Origin of the sequence: Bacillus sp. CCB-MMP212 (assembly GCF_022748145.1) — a bacterium.
GTDB lineage: Bacteria > Bacillota > Bacilli > Bacillales > Bacillaceae_G > Bacillus_A > Bacillus_A cereus.
The window spans coordinates 22,532-44,018 of the sequence record NZ_JALDQE010000021.1; the positions used below are offsets into that span (position 1 = coordinate 22,532).

Here is a 21,487-nt window from a genome sequence, read left to right on the forward strand (position 1 = left end):
TACATTTCACCTCCCAATATCCTCATTACTTTTCACTTATAAAAATAACCCTGTTCCAGATTCAAAACCTAACAAATAACATCAGTATTGTTTGAAAGTTCAAACAATACTGATGCAAGCTTTCATACAACAATTAAACGCTACTTTAACGCATAGCGTTCACATATAAATAAAACTTATTATTTACTTTTTAGGCATATGTACTATAAAAACCGTACTTAATTGCTAATTCTATTAATGAAAGCTTTGATTCTATTGCAAATATCTAGTAAAATTCTTATATCAGCAACAAACTTCTAATATTAATAGTTAGTTTTAAATTAGTTTCCTACGTACATTAATGTTGTATAAATACTTGTTCACTTCCAACAATGAACGCTATTAGAACGAATAGCGTTCATTATTGAAAAAACATTAACGCTAGATGTATAGACTGACTTAATATATAAGTATGTATACAAACAAACTGATATGAGTACAAATGATTAGATGGCTGTCTATAAAAATTTCTACTCTTAAAGGAAAGATCTTTTCAAGAACGAATCAATATCTAACATACAAATAATGGAGGTGTGAAGTTTGGAATATGGATATTTTGCACAAGAAGTAGCAAAACAACTAGATATAAACACCAATACACTTCGCAGATGGTCAATTGAATTAGAAAAAATGGAATATATATTTGAAAGAAATGAGCGTAATCAACGAATTTACTATGAGAATGATATAGATATCTTAAAGCAAATGAAAGAATACTTAAATCAAAACTGGAAACTAGAAGAAGCTGCAACAAGAAGCATGGAAAGCATTGAGAATACTGAAGAGAACGCTCAGAAAACGGATAGCGTTCACGAGGAAAATGAAGTTCAAGTAACGCTCAGAAAACGTTCAGAAACTGATATTTTGATGATTCAAGAAAAATTTTCTCACATGCTTGAGCAACAAGATAAAATTGTACAACAGAACCAAGATATCATTAAATTGTTATTACAGGAACGCTCAGAAAAAGAAGACAAAGATCTACAGATTCAGTTATTACAAGAAAAACTGGATAAAGCAATTGAACTATTAAATGAAGATCGCCAAGAACAGCAAGATAACACCAAAAAAACGTTCATTCAACGTTTATTTAATCTAAATTAAATCAGATATACGTTTTTTATCAAATATATCTAATTGAGCAAAAAAAAGCGGTAGCTACCGCTTTTTTTTGCTCATCCTTACAACACGAATATGTAGTTTTGTAAAAAAATTTCTATGATATGTTTTTTCTTGTTTAATTTCGAAGAGTGTAGTTTTTTACAACTTGTGTTACTAATCCTAACTAGAATAAATAGCCTGTGATACATGATGCTATTATAAGGGTTGATTAATTACATAAACTTTATACTAAAATCATCAAAAAGCATCATGTCATTGGTAAAGAATACTTATAATTCAGTGGTATGCTCAAAAATAGAAAGCTTGTAAAAGCGATTAGTGACATGTCTTGGTCACAATTTCAAACAATGTTGAAATATAAAGTAAAGTGGTGTAGTGAACAATTAGTTGTAATATCTAAAACATTTGCTTCTAGTCAATTATGTTCCAATTGCAACTATAAAAACATAGATGCTAAAAATCTAAACATTCGTGAGTAGGATTATCCTTATTGTGGCACACATCATGATAGAGATCGTAACACAGCACTCAATCTTAGAAATGAAGCTAACCGTAGGCACTATCGGGATAGCCTACTGAATTAGAAACCGTTTGGCTTCAGTACTTAGGTATCCATTACCTCAAGGATACTAAGTACTCAGTTGTCCAATATATTTTGCTTAACATATCTTATTGGACCTTTCTTATGGATTCCAAAAACTCTCTATATCGCTAATAGAAACATGTTAATCCTTTTTCCTAAAATTAGTTAAGTGTTTACTTCGTCAATTTTTAGGGAAGATTGACAAATCCTCTAATTTCTTAACCCCATAATAAACCTGTATAGGAAACTCCATGTTTTTTCTAGTCTTCTTTAATTCATTTTGCCAGACTAAATTTTTTCATATAAATGTCATCAATCACAACATTCATTATTATTAAATCCTATACGTTATAAACGCTATTATTAAAGGCCATATCTTTACTTCTAAAGTTACATTATATCCTTAAAGGAAAACTACTATATTTATGCACTGAATCTCTAATGAACGCTATGCGTTCATTATTTACAAAACGTTAAATTAACGTTTTGTAAGCGCTCATATCGTTTTTTTTATTGTATTAAAATACTTGCCATCTAATATCCTTACAGATCGTTTCAAGTTCAAAACACTAAACACAGAAAATTTTCCATTCTTTAATTTGTTAGGCCGCTATCACATAGCTCCTAGGCCTTTTAGACGATTCTTATCGCTCTTATAATTTAAAACTTTGCTAATAAGATATGTACCACGGGAAGAACACGCCAATTAATGTCTATATTTCCGTAATCATACTTCGAACATAGTCTACTAACATCAACTATTTTTAATTTAGCAACTACTTTATTTCATACCACTTGCTTAAAATACTTTATGACATATATAGCATAGTCAGGGTCGTTATTATAACGTTCATTAATTAGTACACCATAGAAACATACAGCTTTATTATGGACTATTAATTGATACACCCTATCAGATTTTTATATATTGCTTTAGCATAAATTGTATCCTTTAAACAACTCAGGATCTTGATATTAAAGAGGTAAACGCCAAAAAAACGGGTAGTGTTCACATAAAAAACAATCAATAACACTTAAGTTAAAAAAGATTTTAGCATAATCACAACTACTTATCTCTTTGTCCTGCCTTATGGATTCCAAAGATACTTCATATATCTCCAGCCTACTTTAATAAATTTATCAGATTGTATTTGTTATATTAAGCTTAACATTAACTTAGGATAGATCTTAAGATTTGTAATAATAAAAAAGCACCATACCATCGTAGCGTTCATTATTACTAATTTATACGCGTTATCAACACTGTTAAATAAGACATATCTATCCTAAAGCCACATTATACGTTTAGATATATTTATATCTAAACGTATAATGTTAATGTACCGGATTCCTTGTGAACGCATAGCGTTCACGTTTTACGAATCGTTAAATTAACGTTTCGTAAGCGTTCATTTTTTTATTCCTACAGTATTAAACATCTTGCGCCTCAAACATCCTTACAGGCTGTTTGAGGCGCAAGATTACTAAATAAAAAGACACTCCATTTCTTATTTGTTAGGTGGCTATTCTCATAATTCATATACTTTATAAATAAAATACTTCGTTCTTATGATTTAAACTTGTGTTAATACCTTTATCATAATGTGTGTTATAAGAATGAAACTCTCATGAACATCTATAACACGGCTAAAATTAGGGGATTTCTTGAAATACGCCCTTTGAAGATTATGCTTTGCTTCTTGCAAGTTGATCCCTGTTTAAAGAATTTAATACGATATATTTTTACTTCATTTAGTTGAAATTGTTTTTATAACATTTAGTACCAGTTATAAAACAATATATTATATTATAAAAATTAAATGATATATAGAATGCTAATTTATTTATAGATATATTTTATTTATTCATACATCTGTTAGGTATAACGCTCTTTAAATAACTCTTAACGTTGTAGTTAAGGGATTAGTCGGTAAAATAACGGATAGCGTTCACGTGAAAATAAACACTAAAATAACACTTTGATAACGTTTAGATTCTCCGAGAATCCCGATACCTTAAAATATTCACTTAACCTTTATAGATTATAGTTAGGATTAATAATTGAAATTTATAACGTCTTCGATTTGGTAACATCATTTAAAAGCATAGTTGCTTAAAAGTAGCATTCTCAAAATTATTGCATAAATTTTATCAATCTCTGACAAAGAACTATTTCCTCAAAAATGTGAACGTGGTAGGTGTATGCCAATTGACGTAAGCCAAAATGCTTGGCTTGTTATCATATAATTGTAGCTATTGCTTTTCATGAATTCTTAAGATAGGATGTTGGTTGCAGAAAACTCATTGCAATTGTAAACTATCGTCCCATGCTTGACGAAATTATGAAAAACAGGATAAAACAGTAATCTCATATATTAAATAGATCGCAATATTGTTAAGAGTTCACAGTTTCACATAAATAGTATTCTCATATTAAATACATCCTATACAAAAAATTGTTAGTAGTGTTAAAAATATTTTCTGAGGGTTTCACGACCGTTTTTATAACGTTCATGAAACCCTCAGTGTGTGATAGTAACTTTCGTTACACTCATAAATCCCATTATAAAATTTTTCTATTTTTTTATAATTATATTGTAAAGCTAGAAATGAATTGATTTATTTTTTTAGTTAATCCTTGATTAATATATCTATTATGAAATGTGCCATAATAATGAAAAATTCATTCGTAAAACCTCTAAAATAAGTGCCTAAAGCATGCGATTAGATACAACTATAACTTTCTCCTCATTACATTTTGCCTTCGACTCCAACGTTATTGAAATTACATCTAAGATACATCAAAATTTATTGCCTTCTTTAGACTACATATGCCAGTTCAAAGTATCATTCGTTCTTCTGAAAAGAATACGTTTTGTTTTTATTAGCTAGTTTCTACTGTTGGAACAAATTTAGCTTTTTTATAAATAAAAAGACTTCTTTAATTTCTAATCCCACATCATTCTCAACAGAAGTACCAATTTTCATTAATTCTTTTATGTATCATCTAACAGTCGTACTAATTCATAGGCTTTGCCAACAGCGTTCCACTGTAGATTATAGATATTTTTGTTTGATCACCATTATAACCATATTTCCGTTCGTTTGTTTTTTTGTAGAATTTTATTTTGTTTGGACTAGAGTAATTCATTTCAAAAAACATATGCTTATATCCATCGTACTTCTCTCCGGACTAAGATTTCTATCTTGAATCTCCTTATATAAAAAAGAAGATTCTTTTAAATTACACTCATATTATCTCTTTACCAAAGCTTCTGCTCTATCCATCAAAAACATCGAATTAATTAATATGTAAATATGCAACTAAACATTGATTCAAGTAGGCCCCATTACAAAATAACAACGCCTAAATAACACTTCTAAAACGTTCATATAACAAAACTATTGTATTTAATGTAACTTAAGAAACTTAAATATATAGTTTTGGTTAAAAAATTTGATGTCTTACCATAAAAATTTAGAGTTAATTTCAAAAATAAAACAAGAGCAATAAAGGTTATTCATTATCTATTTAAGTATCTTACTTTTAAACTTTAAGCCAGCATTCCTGCGATTCTCCGTGAACGCATGGCATTCACGGAGAATCAATTACTACATTCATACTATAAACAGTAAAAGTATGCAAACCAATCAACACTCTAGATATATACCCAATCCTAAATCATATTATATTAGTTGCTTCAGATAGAAGTTATATTTTTCAAAGTATGTTACCCATGGATCTCCTAAAAAACATCTTTTCAACATAGCTTTATATTGCCACTATGACCTAAGTAAGTATGTAGAGACTACTTTGATATCTATGTGATTTTTTATATAGAAATACTTCAATTGAATTTTTTACAGCCAGCCTATACAAACTACTTTTTTATTATTGAACTCGAAAAATAAATTTATAGGTTTTATCATTACGTAAACCATTTTCTCTTTAAAACCACCTTTAAATGTTACTATTACAGTGTTTAACGCTTTAAAAACGCCTAGTGTTCATCTGCTAAGTTCGCCAGATAAACACCATAATAACGTTTGTTTAGCAAATATATATGAATCTGTAATTAATCCTGTTCAATTTTTATATTCAAATCAAATTTCATAGATTCTCTATTCTTTTAAAGGAGTGCTGCAGATACAAATAGAACATATACAACAAAAATACATATTGTAACTTGATATGTAGAGGGTTAATTTGCATACTACTTTTTTAGTCTTTTAGTTATAGTTATCATCAAAATAGCCAAAAACAAACTTATATAATAAAAATCTCGGTTTAAAACCGTCTTTCAATGCGTTACTACACCAAAAAACATCTAATCTTCCAATCTCATTTCTTTTATCAGCTATTTGTTTATAAAAACCATTGAAATCGTTGATATAAAGGGGTTTAACGCATTGATAACGCCTAGCGTTCACATAATATCAAACACCGAAATAACACCTTTATAACGTTTATTCGGCTAACCATTTTAACTATTCAAGTATGTATAAGTCATATTCGTAATTAATCTTATTTGCATTCTAATTTTCTTCCTCCTAATTAAAATGTATACCTCATTCCACTAGATATCCCTTGGATTCCCAAAATATATCATCAATAGTCTATCCGTAAACCATAGAAACAACATGATATTTTAAAAGGCATCTTCGACAAACGTATTCCTCCCACCAATAACGCCTTTTATATTTTATAGATATTTTATGGATATTTAAAAGATATTTAATATATACCTAAAAATACAAAAGATCAAAAATATCCCAAAATAACCCACCCCACCTCGATTTAGTATCTAATTTATATTTATTTTATATTTTAATTATATTTTTCATTCATAAACCTTATAAAACTCTTGTTGTTAAAGGTTTTATAGGTTATAATATATTTATTAGATATAAATTAGAAATAAATTTCATAGAGGTGATGTATAATGGCAAGTTTAAAAGGCAAAACTCTTCATATAGACATAGAAGGTGATATTGGGAACGATTCATTTAAAGGTTACATCAATGGTGAATACATAAAAATGAAAAATGTATATCAAAGTGTTTACTCAATGCCTAATGTTACTGAGACAAACATCCAAAAAAACGTAGTTAATTTAGTAGATAATATGTTCGTGAATATTGCTAGTAAATCAATTCGAAGATCCGGAATGTATTTCATTGGTAATCGAGCGATGTTAACAGGGAAAAATCCTAAAAACATGAACATTAAAGTAGGTCAAAAATACAATGATGATTTGCCTCTAATTAATATGCTAGGATTAATTGCAAACAAATCAGTTCAACTTGAATGGGAACGCACAGAAGAACTACCACAATCAATCAATGTGACTGTCGACCTTATTTCAGCTATCCCAGCAAGCCAATGGACACCCGTAAACGCTAAACATTTAGAACAGCGTTTTACTAATTCAAATCATGTTGTAGTGGTTTATGTAGGAGAAGAGCAGGTAACAGTTAGCTTAACATTTAATAGTGCAAACATTACACAAGAGGGTGTTCCTCCGTTATTTGCAATTCTTGAAGGGGAAGAGGAGATGTTTACTGATTTTACTAAACTATATGCAAAAAAACTTGAAATCAAAAAAATTGACGGCTCTTTCTTTAAAAACAAAAAGATTCTACATTCTGATATTGGGGATGGAACAACTGAGTATATCTATACAGTTGGCGTGAACCCAGTAATTGATGCTTGTAGCGGTGAAAGACGTGGCGTCGGTCATGCTACAGAAGAAGCTGTAAAATTATTAAATCAAGAACGTGGCACAAACATTAAACGCCAACAATTCTCTCAAATTCTTCAAGATATAGATCATAAATACCATGAAGAGGCAACAACCCACTTTAATATTACAAAAGTGGAACAAGCTGAACTAATCCTAGAAGATACAGATGAAAAATATGTAAACAATACAGCCAGTGAAGCTGAAGTTTTATGTGTGTATGGTGGGGGAAGTATTACTTTTAAAGATGAATTATATAATCAATTATTAGAGTATTGTGAGCGAGTTGGAATGTACTTATTGTGGATTCCAGAGAAATACGCTGTAGATATGAATGCTAAGGGGATGCAAATTATCAAGAAAATTCTTTCTCGAAAAAAGGTGAAATAGTATGTCCGACAAAAAAAGAGAATCCTTCTTCTGGAACCTCAAGAAGATTGAGAATGAAGAATTCTTTAAATGGTTCGAGTCACAAAGTAATATAGCCGATTCTTTGTATAAACTTGTTTGCTATTTTATTGATAAACACGGTTTACAAGACGTGGCTGATTATAAGATACAGCAACAAATGCAAAAAGAAATTTTACTTCAAGATAAAGACTTTTTAAATGATGTTAAGCGTATACTTTTAAATAATTCAAACCTTACTATTCAAAAAGAAAGCCAAGCAATTGAAGAAGAGGTAGCTGATTCAAATAGAATAATCTCATCTAATGAAAAGAATTCTACTTCTAAAGATACACATATAGAAAATGAATCAACAACTGAAAAAGCAGTACTAAAAGATGAATATGAAGATCTGGATACGGCCAATTTATTTGGTAACTAGCGTTATTACTCCATGATAAAAAAGAGTCCCTATTTTAGGGACTCTTTTTTATCATGGAGTTAAGCTTTTTCTACATCTTATCAATAATAATTTGTCTTTTATACCACTGATTTAATTTATCTTTAGCCGTGCCTGAAAGGCGTTTTGTTTTCTTATTATAAAACCTAGAAAGGGTAGGTTGTGATATACCTATTTCTTTTGAAAGTTCTCGCATTGTAATCTTTTTATTCATATGGAAGAATGATATTTTTTCTCTAATTGAATTTTCATAATCATCAACATCTAAAGTGTTATTTTCTATTTTCACTGGAGAATCTTCTTGTATGATCTCTACTGTTTTTTTCTTCGCTATTTTTTCTATTGAATTCATTAATTCTTTCGGCGGTAAAATTATTATACCTAACTGAGCATAATAGTTCTTAAACCAATTCTTCTTTGTTAACATTTCCTCTTTTAAATCTTCACTGTACTCCCAATGTGATATTACCTTTTCCTTCTCTAAATCAATAAGAACATTTTCTAACTGTTCACGGATACGATTTGGCTTTTGATTTTGATTTATACCCATGACAGCCAGTAATCCCTTATCTCCTCCTATAGAGTAAGGCCTTTTTAAACTAGAGAACATTTGACGAATTCTCCACTGCCAAGTTAAATAACGAATCAACCTCTTATGATATTTATGTCTATAACTATTATATTCTAACGCTTTTTTTGATAATAGTGCCGTTGTACTACTAGAACCATATAAATAACTTGATAAGAAGCTCCCTGGCTTAATCCTGCAAGATTCTATCCCCATATATTCGTTAGTGTTAGTATCTCTCCAGAGTACCACAGAATCTAATACAAAAAGCCTCTTAATAACTTCTCGCTTTACTTCATAATGTTTACCTGCTTCAGCTCGATCATTTAATACAACTACCTCATTATCATCATTTAAATAGATAAAAATACTTGCTAAGGCAGCAATACGTTTGGCAACCTTTATTTTATCTTCTGCTCGATAATATTCTGTATTATTAGCCTTTGCTTTAGGTATGCTACACATTTCTAATACCTGATTATATGAAAAGTCTATGAATTCATCAGGGGACTTTGCCTCATTTAACCATTGGATAGTAATTGCATCTAGACAGTCAGCAGTTAAATCATCCATATTACTCATTACACCATCAACCAATGTATTCCAACGAGCAGCTTCTTCAATATTTATTAATCTTAAATCTTCATCCTTATGTGAAGAAAGTTGTGCAACTCCACTACTATCTTTCGTTTCAATTGGATAAGATTTCAACTTTGTATTTTCATCTTCTTCAAATTGATTCTTTGCTATACCATCTCTTAATTTATAATAAACCGCAGAATTATTTACTTCATAATAATTCTCATGCTCTAAACCTGTATTAGATTCCTTTGGTTGCTGCAAGGTTTCATTGTTAGCTCTTGAAAACTCTTGCTCCACAAATAATCCTATCGCCACATCAATTTCAATTTGGTAAGCTTCTATGTTGGTGAATATTTCCAAAGAGGAGATTCCCTTTTTTTGTTGCTGTTCAAGCCACTGTACAAGCATTGAAAATGATGGGGAAAAATAGTCCGAAGTTACGATCCTACTAGTATCTTCTTTAACTTCTAAGTAATAAGCATTCCATTTATACCACAATTGTTCATTATGTTTATAGATAGGTGCTGATATTACTAATGCATCTTTAAACAATTGTAGAACATTATCCATATACATCCTTCTCCTTATTTAATTTACAATTGAGAATGATTTAAACTTAAATCTATATAGCCTTATGATGTTCTTATTCATGAAAATAAAAAAGAATACAGTAAGTTCTATCCAACCATCCCTTAGTGATAATCTAGCACGTATGCTTATAACCACCTCTTTTACTGATTATACAAGACTGTATCCATTTGGAAAAGGCAAGACGTTATATGAAAACCAATATTTTTCAAGGGATTAGCTGAAACATGAAATTCTTTTGCGATATCATGTCCCTTTTGACTAAACATGAAAAAGCTAGGTTATTCATGTTTTAACAGTTTCGCTGTATATATGGTAAAACTCATTAAATTTTGCATACAAAGTGAAAATTTATAGCGGTATCATGTCCCTTTTGATTAAAACATGAAAAAAATCCAGCCTAAAATGTTTCATGAAATTAAACTATATATTTTTTCATAATCTTTTCTACCCTTGATACAAAAGGGTTTCTTCTATATTCAAGGTATGAAACAAGAAAATTTATAGCGGTATCATGTCCCTTTCTTGTTTCATAAATCCTCCTAAACCCCTTATATAACATACATTTATACAACATCTTCTCAAATTTCAGGGAATTATAAAACATGAAAATTCATAGCGGTATCATGTCCCTTTCTATCTGAAAAGATGAATCACCCCTAGCGGTATCACGTTCCTTTTATAAATACCAAATTTCATATAAATCCCTTTAACATCAATGTTTATTGATGATTTTCATGTAAATTATAATAAATAGAAATATGAAAATCTACAGCTCTATCATGTCCCTTATATTTTTGTGAAAATAAGCTTCTAACCCCATTAGAACAACGTTTATTAGCATTTTACAACTCATTTTCTTATTTATTCGGAACATGAAAATTCATAGTGATATCATGTCCATAAAAAAAATAGAACAAAACCCGAAACCCCTTGGTATGAAAGGGATTAACGTACATTTCATTTTTTCATGTTGGCTCTTAAAGGGGCCCATTTCATCAACTTTTGATTTGCTATAATTAAAATCGGTATATTTTATATTGTACGGATATGTATATTTTAATTTGTATAGGAGGTGAAAAAGATGAGCAAATCATTTGTTATTCGTAATCAACGTAGTCTAGATGGACAATCTACTAATGCGGTTATAGTTACATTAAAATCTTGGCAAGCACTTGTTGATGCATTGGAAGGAAAATACTATAGCTATAAAGATACATACCTTGAAGATATTATTAATCAAATGTCGTATGAAGAACGTATTGCGGATATCGATGGATTTGTTGCACAAGCAAAGCCATCTTTTTCACGTCATACTACTTCAAAGACAATGGAAAGAAAACATAAATTGTACGGTATTACAAATGCAGATCTTGAAGTATTCCTTTACCTACATAAAAAATGCTATACGAATGGTATTATTCCAAACGTAACAGTACATATGCTTTGGGAAGACTATAAGCAATACAAAGAAGAATTGGCATGTATACAGCATTCTCAATTCTATATTGCATTAAAAAAATTAAGCCTACATAACATTATTACGATTGAAAATGAATTAGATAGTCGATACACCATTAAAATAACTCATTTTATGAATGAAGAAACAGAAAAAGCAAATCCTTATGTTTACATTAGTCCTGTAGTCTTTACAAAAGCTTTCTTTGAACTTTCAGTAGCATCTAAGAAGCTATTCTTAGATATTGCTATGCAACAGCATAGAGAAACTACATTAAAACGTTCTTTAGACAAACAGGATGAAAGAGGTAATAAGACTCACTTTGGTGGGATGTACCGCTTTCTACATAAGAAGTATCCACATCAAATTCGTGCAGTTATGAAAGAACTAACGACTGTATTGCCTTGTACAGGAACTCCACTATTCAAAATCTGTAAACTACAAAAAGGGGTTCAAAACAAGAAAAAATACACGACTTTATTTTTATCTATTCATTCAGACTTCTTATGTGGAAAAGAATCAGGCGAACTACAGTATCGTGATCCTTTTACTCCAAAGGTTACGTATGCCCGTAAAGCCCGATTTATTGAATCTACACTACAAGAAATGCATATTGGGGAATTTACACGAGACATGAATAAATTTATTCATGTACTTAAAAATACCTGTCATCGACAAATTCGTAGTGTAATACATAGTTTGCGTGACATGATTGATCGCACTGAAAAATACCCAAGTAAGTTAGTATATACACTGAAAAAATTACTGAATCAAACATCACAGTATCATATTCTTGATACCGCAGCTAAAGAAGGGATTTATCCTCTTATTACACAGCACGTACCAGCAAAACAAAAAGAACAAGCTATATTTGATTTCGGATTGCATTTCTCTATGTACTCTCGCCGAAGCATCAAGAAGCTGTTCCGTAAAACATTTGAGTTATTAAAGAACAAATTTGCCGTACCTGTTACAGAGGAATCTTACCATCGTAATTATCTAAGATATCAAGAAGAAACATTATTTAGAAAATACGCTTATGAACAAGGTGCAAATCTAAATGCTTATATGGCTTTAGAAATAGAAATGCGTGAACTTCTAAAAATAAAAGGACATAAAGAACGCTTTATTCCTAGTGATGTACGTGAATTGTTCATTGAAAAGATAGATAAATTACCAAAAGAAAAGCTAAGGGTAATTGAAGTACCTGATAGCATAAATTTAATTACCTTTATACGTGCCATGGAACAGCTGATACGTGCTGGAATTCAAGTAACATCAACTGAACAGGTATTAAAAGTAATGGAAGAAATGTAATCATTTTCAGCTCTCTATATTTGAAAAAATCAAAGTAGAGGGCTATTCGTGTTGGCTCTATCATTCAAAGTCTTTCTATTAGATACATTTATATACTTTTCTACAAGATTCTATTAAAAATAGAATCTTTTTTTATGCACTTCTATACAATATAAGTTATTCATGATTCTTAATTTCCACAATAGTAACTTGAAAAGGTATCCAATACCTATATAAATAGAGATTTTATTCTACATAAAATCATAAGGAAAATTAAATTTTTAGTGGATATGTTTATAAAAAGTATCATTTGTGAATAAAAATATCATACTATTGTTGCTATATAAGGGTTCTATAAGTAAATCTACTAAAATTCATCAAGTTTTATGTGATTAAATATGAATAACTGGATTAAGTGGATTAAATTATGATCATTGTGTATAGATTGTGTACAAATGACTACAAATTGGGGACAAATATTGAGAATATCTTCTTATTTATGAGTGAATAAATATACTTATCAGTGAATTATTTTTCTTCATTTTTTATGTAGGAATAGTGGTATTATTTTATGATTTTATGTAGAAAGGATGGTACAACAAAGTCTATTTTTACACTCCCATTACATACCATTTATGATTTTTTACAGTAGGGCATGTTAAAAACATTGTTATATCAAGCTTTATTCTATATTTTATGAACCTATAAAAGTTTTATCTTTATATTTTTAATATATATAAGATATATATTTATATAAGATTTTAAGAAAAGGGGGAATATTTTAGAAAGGATGGGGACAAACAATATATTTTTAAATAAAAAAATAATTTATATTATATATACTAATGTTTTTAAAATTTATTAATAAAAAGTTCTAACTACTATACACATTAAATACTACTAGATAAATTACATATAAGTGTTAAGTGTCTTCTTTAGTAAAGTTATCACAACAAAGAGATTTACGTACTATAACAAATTAATAGTTCTTTACACGGAGATGAATTACTGTTGCTTTAGGAAATTAATAGTTATAAACTTATAGGCAAAGTCGAGATCCTAGCTATAAGTTTGTAAAAATAGAGTATAAATTTATTATACTTTATTAAATTTTTTATACATGAATAGGAGTGATATTTATGCAGCTAAAAAATGTAACACCTATGGGATTAAATGATGAGGTATTCAAAACAATTATTAATAAAACTGAAAATACATTTCCATCATTTTTTTTCATTAATCCGTCAGGTAATGTTGTCATACCAAAATATTTGAACAAGGATATATGTATGTATGCAGTTTTCGGTGAAACAATGGTTATAATTGATAATGAAATTGAGATATTAAGGCATCAACAAATATTGTATTTTAATGCTGAGGTGTACATTGAATTGAGAAATAATACAACTGAGAATGTAATTGTATATATTGATGGTGTAAATAAGTAATTATTGATTAGAATTATTATAAATATTTGTGAAATACTTCACAAAAAATACACAATAAAAAATAGTCATTTCATGTATAGTAGGAGTAGTTGAAAATTTCATATTATTATTTGTGAAATACTTCACATGATTTAAGACTTTACTTAATAGGCAAGATGAAAACAATAAGTTACAACATTTTAAATCTATTTTTATAGTGATCTGGAGGCTTTAATATGACAAACAAGACAGATGAAAAAGAAGTACAAGCAATGGTCAACGTAGTAATTAAAGATGAAAATGATGTACAAGAAGTTGTTAATACTTTAGTTGAAAATGGAAAAGAAGCACTAAAAGCACTGGAATCTTATACGCAAGAGCAAGTAGATCATATTGTTCATGAAATGGCACTATCTGGATTAGATCAACATATGCCATTAGCAAAAATGGCGGTTGAGGAAACTGGTCGAGGTGTGTATGAGGATAAATGTACAAAGAACATATTTGCGACTGAATATATTTGGCATAGCATAAAAAAAGATAAGACTGTAGGAATTATTCATGAAGATCCACATGAAGAAGTCATTGAAATTGCCGAACCAGTAGGTGTAGTTGCTGGTGTGACACCAGTAACGAATCCTACATCAACAACTATGTTTAAAGCAATTATTGCAATGAAAACACGAAATCCAATTATTTTCGCTTTTCATCCATCTGCTCAGCAATGCTCTGTTGCAGCGGCTAAAATTTTAAGAGATGCTGCAATTAAGGCAGGGGCACCGGAGAATTGCATTCAATGGATCGAAAAACCTTCTGTTGAGGCAACAAAAAGATTAATGAACCATGAGGGGGTTGCACTTGTTCTTGCAACCGGGGGTGCTGGAATGGTGAAATCAGCATATTCTACAGGGAAACCGGCCTTAGGGGTAGGACCTGGGAATGTACCTTGTTATTTAGAGAAATCAGCACATGTAAAACGAGCTGTAAATGATTTAATTTTATCAAAAACATTTGATAATGGTATGATTTGTGCTTCTGAACAAGCAATCATTGTAGATAAAGAAATCTATAATAGTGTAAAAAAAGAAATGCAAGACAACAATTGTTATTTTGTTACCGAAGAAGAGAGAATAAAACTAGAGAAGCTTGTTATTAATGAAAATACATGTGCAGTAAATAGTGATATCGTTGGGAAATCAGCACATTATATTGCATCATTAGTAGGCATTAAGGTACCAGAAGATACAAAAATACTTGTAGCTGAAATTAAGGGAGTGGGTGCAGAATATCCACTATCACGTGAAAAATTGAGCCCAGTATTAGCTTGTATCAAAGCAAATTCACGAGAAGAAGGATTTAAATACTGTGAAGAAATGTTAAATTTAGGTGGCTTAGGGCATTCAGCGGTTATTCATTCTACAAATAAAGAAGTACAAAAACTATTTGGTTTAAGAATGAAAGCTTGTCGCCTTATTGTAAATTCACCGTCAGCACAAGGTGGGATTGGTGATATATATAACGCATTTATTCCATCTTTAACATTAGGTTGTGGATCATACGGTAAAAATTCTGTTTCTCAAAACGTAACAGCTACACATTTAATAAATGTAAAGCGTTTGGCGAATAGAAAAAATAATATGCAATGGTTCAAATTACCACCTAAGGTTTTTTTTGAAAAACATGCGACACAATATTTAGCTAAGATGCCAAACATTTCACGAGCATTCATTGTAACGGATCCAGGAATGGTAGAACTGGGATATGTTGATACAGTTACACATTACTTACAACAGCATTTAAATGATGTAAAAGTAGGTGTTTTCTCAGAGGTAGAACCAGATCCATCAGATGAAACAGTATTCAAGGGTGCTGAGATGATGAGAAGCTTCAAACCTGATGTAATTATTGCATTGGGCGGAGGTTCAGCAATGGATGCAGCAAAAGGAATGTGGCTATTTTATGAATATCCAGAAACAAAATTCTTTGGAATCAAACAAAAGTTTTTAGATATTAGAAAACGTACATGTAAATTTCCAACACTAGGGCAAAAAGCACAATTTGTTGCGATTCCAACAACATCAGGAACAGGGTCAGAAGTGACACCATTCGCGGTTATTACAGATAAAAAAAATAATATAAAATATCCACTTGCTGATTATGAATTAACACCAGATGTAGCGATTATTGATCCACAGTTTGTAATGACAGTGCCACCTCATGTAACAGCAGACACTGGAATGGATGTGTTAACACATGCGATTGAAGCATACGTGTCTATTATGGCAAATGACTATACAGATGGATTAGCATTAAAAGCTATTGATCTCGTATTCAAATATTTACCGAGAGCATATAAAAATGGAAATGATGAAGAAGCACGTGAGAAAATGCATAATGCTTCTGCAATTGCAGGTATGGCTTTTGCAAATGCATTTCTTGGTATTAATCATAGTTTGGCACATAAGCTTGGACCAGAATTTCACATTCCACATGGACGCGCTAACGCAATCTTAATGCCGCATGTAATTCGCTATAATGCTATTAAGCCGAGAAAACATGCATTGTTCCCAAAATATGAGCATTTTGTGGCAGATGAACGTTATGCATATATTGCAAGAACATTGGGGCTGCCAGCAAGTACAGTAGAAGAAGGGGTAGAATCTCTTGTACAAGCAATTATCAGCCTTGGAAAAGAATTGAATATTAATATGAGTATTGCAGGACAAGGAGTAAAACAAGAAGCATTTGACAATGTTGTGGATGTCTTATCGGAAAGAGCATTTGAAGATCAATGTACACCAGCAAATCCGAAACTTCCATTGATTTCAGAATTAAAAGAAGTATATAAACAAGCATATAAAGGTGTGTAATAAGTTAAGTAGGTATAACTTTTTAAGTTCATAGATTTTGTATTTGATATTTGTAAATATATTGTATATGGGTGTTAAGGGGAAATATATATTATAAACAGCATTGTTTTAAATAGAACATCTAACAAAAATGCTGCCTAGATGACCTGTATGTAGGTAAGATGGGAGTGTACAAAAGCTATGTCTAATTATAAGAAGTTAAATCAAGTAATTGAAAAAAAAGAGGAATTAATATCGCTTGTTAAGCAGTATGGATTCACTCATGAAAAGGTAATTTGTTATAGTAGAGAATTAGATTTATTACTAGATGATTTGATGAAATCTAATAGAAATAATAAATAAATAAAATTTATATAAAAAAAATATAAAATATAAATTTTTAAGATATTTTTAAAATAAAAAGTGCTCTCCTACTTATAGGTGAGTGCTTTTTTATCTTAATTTGATCAATTTTGGTGAGGGATTTTTAATTGCTAAAAACTTATGCGTGATAAAACTCACAACATAAATGAACATATAATTTTACAATATAGTATGTAAGTTGATGGGAGGCTTTCTTTTTGACAAATCGTGATTATAATAAAAACCCATTTATTGTAATATGGGAGTTAACAAGAGCATGTAAATTAAAATGTCTACATTGTCGTGCTGAAGCACAGCATTATCGTGATCCTTTTGAGTTAACATTAGAAGAAGGAAAAAAACTAATTGATGATATTTATGAAATGGATAATCCGATGCTTGTTTTTACTGGTGGGGATCCATTAATGCGTTCGGATATATATGATATTGCGGAATACGCGGTGAAGAAAGGTATTCGGGTTTCTATGACGCCCAGTGCTACTCCAAAGGTTACTAAAGAAGCAATTAAAAAAGCAAAAGATGTTGGGATTGCTAGATGGGCATTTAGTATAGATGGACCAACAGCTGAAGTACACGATCATTTTAGAGGAATAGAGGGGTCATTTAAATTAACAATGGATGCAATTCATCATTTAAATGAATTAAAAATCCCTATTCAAATTAATACAGTTGTTTCTAATTATAATTTGAGTGTACTTAAAGATATGGCAAATTTAGTAGAAGAATTAGGTTGTGTGTTGTGGAGTGTATTTTTCTTAGTCCCAACAGGACGTGGTAAAAAGAAAGATATGATTTCACCAATTCAACATGAAAGAGTGTTCCGCTGGCTATATCAGCTTAGTAAAACTGTTTCTTTTGATATAAAAACCACAGCTGCTCAGCACTATAGACGCGTTGTTCTTCAAGAAAAAATGAAGGGAATTAAAAAAATAGATCAAATTATTCAATATAGAGATGTATTGATGGAAGGGATGACGGACGGAATTAATGGACTTGGACGCGCTCCAAAAGGAGTGAATGATGGAAATGGAGTTGTATTTATTTCTCATATTGGAGATGTATACCCAAGTGGGCTATTGCCGATTAAAACCGGGAATATTAAATCAACACCGATAGCTGAAATTTATCGAAACTCTCCTGTTTTTCAAAGTCTTCGTAATCCAGACAATTATAAAGGCAAATGCGGTGTTTGTGAGTTTCGATATGTTTGTGGGGGATCTCGTTCTAGGGCATTTGCGATGACGGGGGATTACATGGAAAGTGAGCCTTTTTGTGTATATGTTCCAAAAGCATTGCAAAAAAAGTGTAAGAATTGAGCATGTCCTTTTTTTAACCTGTTTTATAAATTTTTTTATTGTATATTTCCAGTATTTATGAGCAGATATTTTCTGCTCATAAATATTGGATTAGTGATGACTAATAATCGAAAAAAAGCAAAGAAATTACATTTATTTTAAGCGTATAATACGTTGATTTGAGCTTCCGCGAAATGGAAGAGTCAAATCTCTTTTTTCGATTTCAAATCTTCCATCAACTAAAACATCTCCATAATGTAACAGCTCAATCATATCTTTGTTTTGTGAATTTTGTATCTCTTCTAGTGTATAGCCAGTGTAAATCCAGAGATTTTTATTTAAACTTTTTACAGCTTTTGCAACTTCTTTGACCTCGATAGCTTGAAAAAATGGGTCACCACCTGAAAATGTTACATCAGTTAGAGGATTTTTGGAAATTTCTTTTATAATTTCTTTCACACTCATCTCGGTACCATTATAAAGATTCCATGATTTGGGGTTATGGCAACCTAAACAATGATGCGGACAACCGGCAAAAAACACAACTGTCCGTAGCCCTTCACCATCTACTACACTATCATGAATAATATTCATTACCTTCATTTATGTTTCACACGATCTGCTTCTTCACTACGCTTTGCATTGTTCCATTTTGACATGTCCCCCACAAGATATCCAGTAATACGGCGAATTCTTTCAATATGATGATCTTCTAAATTTCCACAGCTAGGGCACTCATTTTCAATCACTCCATTATAGTCACAACATTTACAACGATCCACCGGATGATTAATTGAACCATATCCTACTTCATACTGAGCCATTGCTTGAACAATCTGTTTTAAAGCCATTTGATTATGTGCTGCCGCTCCATCTAGTTCAATATATGTAATATGACCACCGTTGCAAAGAGCATGAAAAGGTCCTTCTAAACGTATTTTATTAATTGCTTGAATAGGATAATAAACTGGAATATGAAATGAATTTGTATAGTAATCATGATTGGTTACACCTGTAATAGTTCCAAACTCAGCACGATCCTTTTTGATAAACTTTCCTGATAGTCCCTCGGCAGGAGTTGCAATTAAGGTGAAATTCAAGCAATGCTCTTTTGTTGCTTGGTCCATCTTTTTTCTCATAAAGGTAACAATTTCTTTTCCAAGTCGCCATGAATCTGTATCTTCCCCATGGTGTTTTCCTGTTAGGGCAACTAGGCATTCCGCAAGTCCAATAAAACCAAGACTCAATGTTCCTTGCTTTAAAATCTCAGTAACTGAGTCTTCTGGTTGTAGTTTTTCTCCATTGCGCCAAATCCCTTGTGAATATAGGAATTGAAAATCTCTTGCCTTTTTTGTACATTGATATGAATATCTTTCTAGCAATTGACGAATGCCAAGTTTGATATAATGATTTAACGATTTGAAAAATCCTTCTTTTGAATCATTTATTAAAGCCAATTTTACTAGATTAATAGAGGTGAATGATAGATTTCCTCTGCCAATTGCTGTCTCCTCACCATGAATATTAGACATCACACGAGTACGACACCCCATATAACATACTTCACTTTCTGGGTGCCCATTATAATACGCTGCATTAAATGGCGCATCTAAAAATGAAAAGTTAGGGAACAATCGCTTCGCTGTTGTTTCTAATGCAAGTTCAAATAAATCATAATTTGGATTTTTTTCTTCAAAATTTACACCTTTTTTTAACTTAAAAATTTGAATGGGGAAAATAGGCGTTTCGCTTTTTCCTAATCCCGCTTGTGTTGCCTGTAGTAATTGTTTAATTAATAGTCTTCCTTCCTTTGATGTGTCCGTTCCGTAATTAATTGAAATAAACGGAACTTGTCCACCACCACGGCTATGCATACTATTGGAATTATGAATAAATGCTTCACATGCTTGATATGTATCGTTTTCTGTTTCTCTCCATGCAAACACTTCGATTTGTTCTTTTGTTAGCGGATAGTCTATTAACTTTTTCTTATTTCTTTCAAATGTTTTCCTCACATAGGGTGCTAAATCTATATCAAACATGGCAAGAGATTGCCCACCATGTTGCATATTTTGATTGGCTTGAAGAATAATAGACGAGAGTGCTAATGCACTTTTAATATCTTGTGGTTGTCTCATATGGCCATGTCCAGTGTGGAACCCTTTTTTCAGCAATTGTGCTAAAGGGATTTGTGAACACGTGGTTGTTCCTGTTGCATAAAAATCTAAATCGTGTGGGTATAAAATATTTTGATTAATAGCTTCTTTTACTTGCTTAGAAAGCAAATGTTCCCTTACATAAAGTTTTGCGCTCTCTGATGCAAATGTTCCCATCATTCCCATTGGAGATCGACCATCAACATTTGCATTTTCTTGCATTAAGTCTTGATCGTTACTGTTTATAATTTTATGAAAAGTTGTCCATAAAGTATTTTTTTGCTGTTTTACATTGTCTGAGTTGTTCATGAAATCCACTCCTTTTCAATATCTAGTACTCAACCTTGATAAATGATACTATATATAGTTTATTTCTGCAATGGTACTAATAAATGAAGTATGTGATCTTTTCTATTTAGAAGAGATTAAATCTAGAAGTTTATTGTATTATCTTGCTCATAAAAAATGAAAAGATATAGAATGATTCAATTATTTATAGATAAAAATTCTTTTGTTTTAGGTTCAAAGAGTGAGGGTATCAATAGAGAGTA

At 30.8% G+C, this 21,487-nt stretch carries 11 protein-coding genes and 1 pseudogene; 9 read left to right on the forward strand and 3 right to left on the reverse strand.

The window, feature by feature from the left end:
• Positions 1-579: 579 nt before the first annotated feature.
• From MRP26_RS29645 to MRP26_RS29660, 4 genes and pseudogenes are all read left to right on the forward strand, one after another.
• On the forward strand, positions 580-1,143 hold the full coding sequence (locus MRP26_RS29645) for a MerR family transcriptional regulator (RefSeq protein ID WP_000455691.1): 564 nt from the start codon (positions 580-582) through the stop codon (positions 1,141-1,143).
• A gap of 230 nt (positions 1,144-1,373) precedes the next feature.
• A pseudogene (locus MRP26_RS29650) lies at positions 1,374-1,745 on the forward strand (RNA-guided endonuclease TnpB family protein); the annotation flags it as partial.
• Between the two features lie 4,942 nt (positions 1,746-6,687).
• The gene (locus tag MRP26_RS29655) at positions 6,688-7,875 is read left to right on the forward strand and encodes a ParM/StbA family protein (protein WP_000157615.1); all 1,188 of its coding nucleotides are present in this window, start codon (positions 6,688-6,690) and stop codon (positions 7,873-7,875) included.
• A 1-nt stretch (position 7,876) separates the two neighbouring features.
• On the forward strand, positions 7,877-8,314 hold the full coding sequence (locus tag MRP26_RS29660) for a hypothetical protein (RefSeq protein WP_001280891.1): 438 nt from the start codon (positions 7,877-7,879) through the stop codon (positions 8,312-8,314).
• Between the two features lie 70 nt (positions 8,315-8,384).
• Here MRP26_RS29660 and MRP26_RS29665 read toward each other — a convergent pair whose 3' ends face one another.
• Positions 8,385-10,052 (reverse strand): helix-turn-helix domain-containing protein, encoded by a 1,668-nt coding sequence (locus MRP26_RS29665; RefSeq protein ID WP_242807418.1) that lies wholly within the window; start codon positions 10,050-10,052, stop codon positions 8,385-8,387.
• A 1,102-nt stretch (positions 10,053-11,154) separates the two neighbouring features.
• Here MRP26_RS29665 and MRP26_RS29670 point away from each other — a divergent pair.
• The 5 genes from MRP26_RS29670 to MRP26_RS29690 all read left to right on the forward strand — a co-directional run bounded on the left by MRP26_RS29670 (position 11,155) and on the right by MRP26_RS29690 (position 18,801).
• Positions 11,155-12,846, forward strand: a complete 1,692-nt coding sequence (locus MRP26_RS29670; RefSeq protein ID WP_242807420.1) for a hypothetical protein — start codon at positions 11,155-11,157, stop codon at positions 12,844-12,846.
• Between the two features lie 1,118 nt (positions 12,847-13,964).
• Entirely contained in the window at positions 13,965-14,273 is a 309-nt protein-coding gene (locus MRP26_RS29675; RefSeq protein WP_001176240.1) for a hypothetical protein, read from the forward strand.
• Positions 14,274-14,524: 251 nt separating this feature from the next.
• On the forward strand, positions 14,525-17,122 hold the full coding sequence (adhE, locus tag MRP26_RS29680; RefSeq protein WP_242807433.1) for a bifunctional acetaldehyde-CoA/alcohol dehydrogenase: 2,598 nt from the start codon (positions 14,525-14,527) through the stop codon (positions 17,120-17,122).
• Between the two features lie 180 nt (positions 17,123-17,302).
• Complete coding sequence (locus MRP26_RS29685; RefSeq protein ID WP_002099070.1) at positions 17,303-17,464, forward strand: Spo0E family sporulation regulatory protein-aspartic acid phosphatase; 162 nt, start codon at positions 17,303-17,305, stop codon at positions 17,462-17,464.
• A gap of 218 nt (positions 17,465-17,682) precedes the next feature.
• Positions 17,683-18,801, forward strand: a complete 1,119-nt coding sequence (locus MRP26_RS29690; protein WP_242807422.1) for a TIGR04053 family radical SAM/SPASM domain-containing protein — start codon at positions 17,683-17,685, stop codon at positions 18,799-18,801.
• 132 nt (positions 18,802-18,933) lie between these two features.
• Here MRP26_RS29690 and nrdG read toward each other — a convergent pair whose 3' ends face one another.
• Positions 18,934-19,383 (reverse strand): anaerobic ribonucleoside-triphosphate reductase activating protein, encoded by a 450-nt coding sequence (gene nrdG, locus MRP26_RS29695; RefSeq protein WP_214632336.1) that lies wholly within the window; start codon positions 19,381-19,383, stop codon positions 18,934-18,936.
• Positions 19,380-21,245: an anaerobic ribonucleoside triphosphate reductase gene (locus tag MRP26_RS29700; RefSeq protein ID WP_242807424.1), complete on the reverse strand. Its 1,866-nt coding sequence runs from the start codon at positions 21,243-21,245 to the stop codon at positions 19,380-19,382. The genes nrdG and MRP26_RS29700 overlap by 4 nt, the downstream gene beginning before the upstream one ends.
• Positions 21,246-21,487 lie beyond the last annotated feature (242 nt).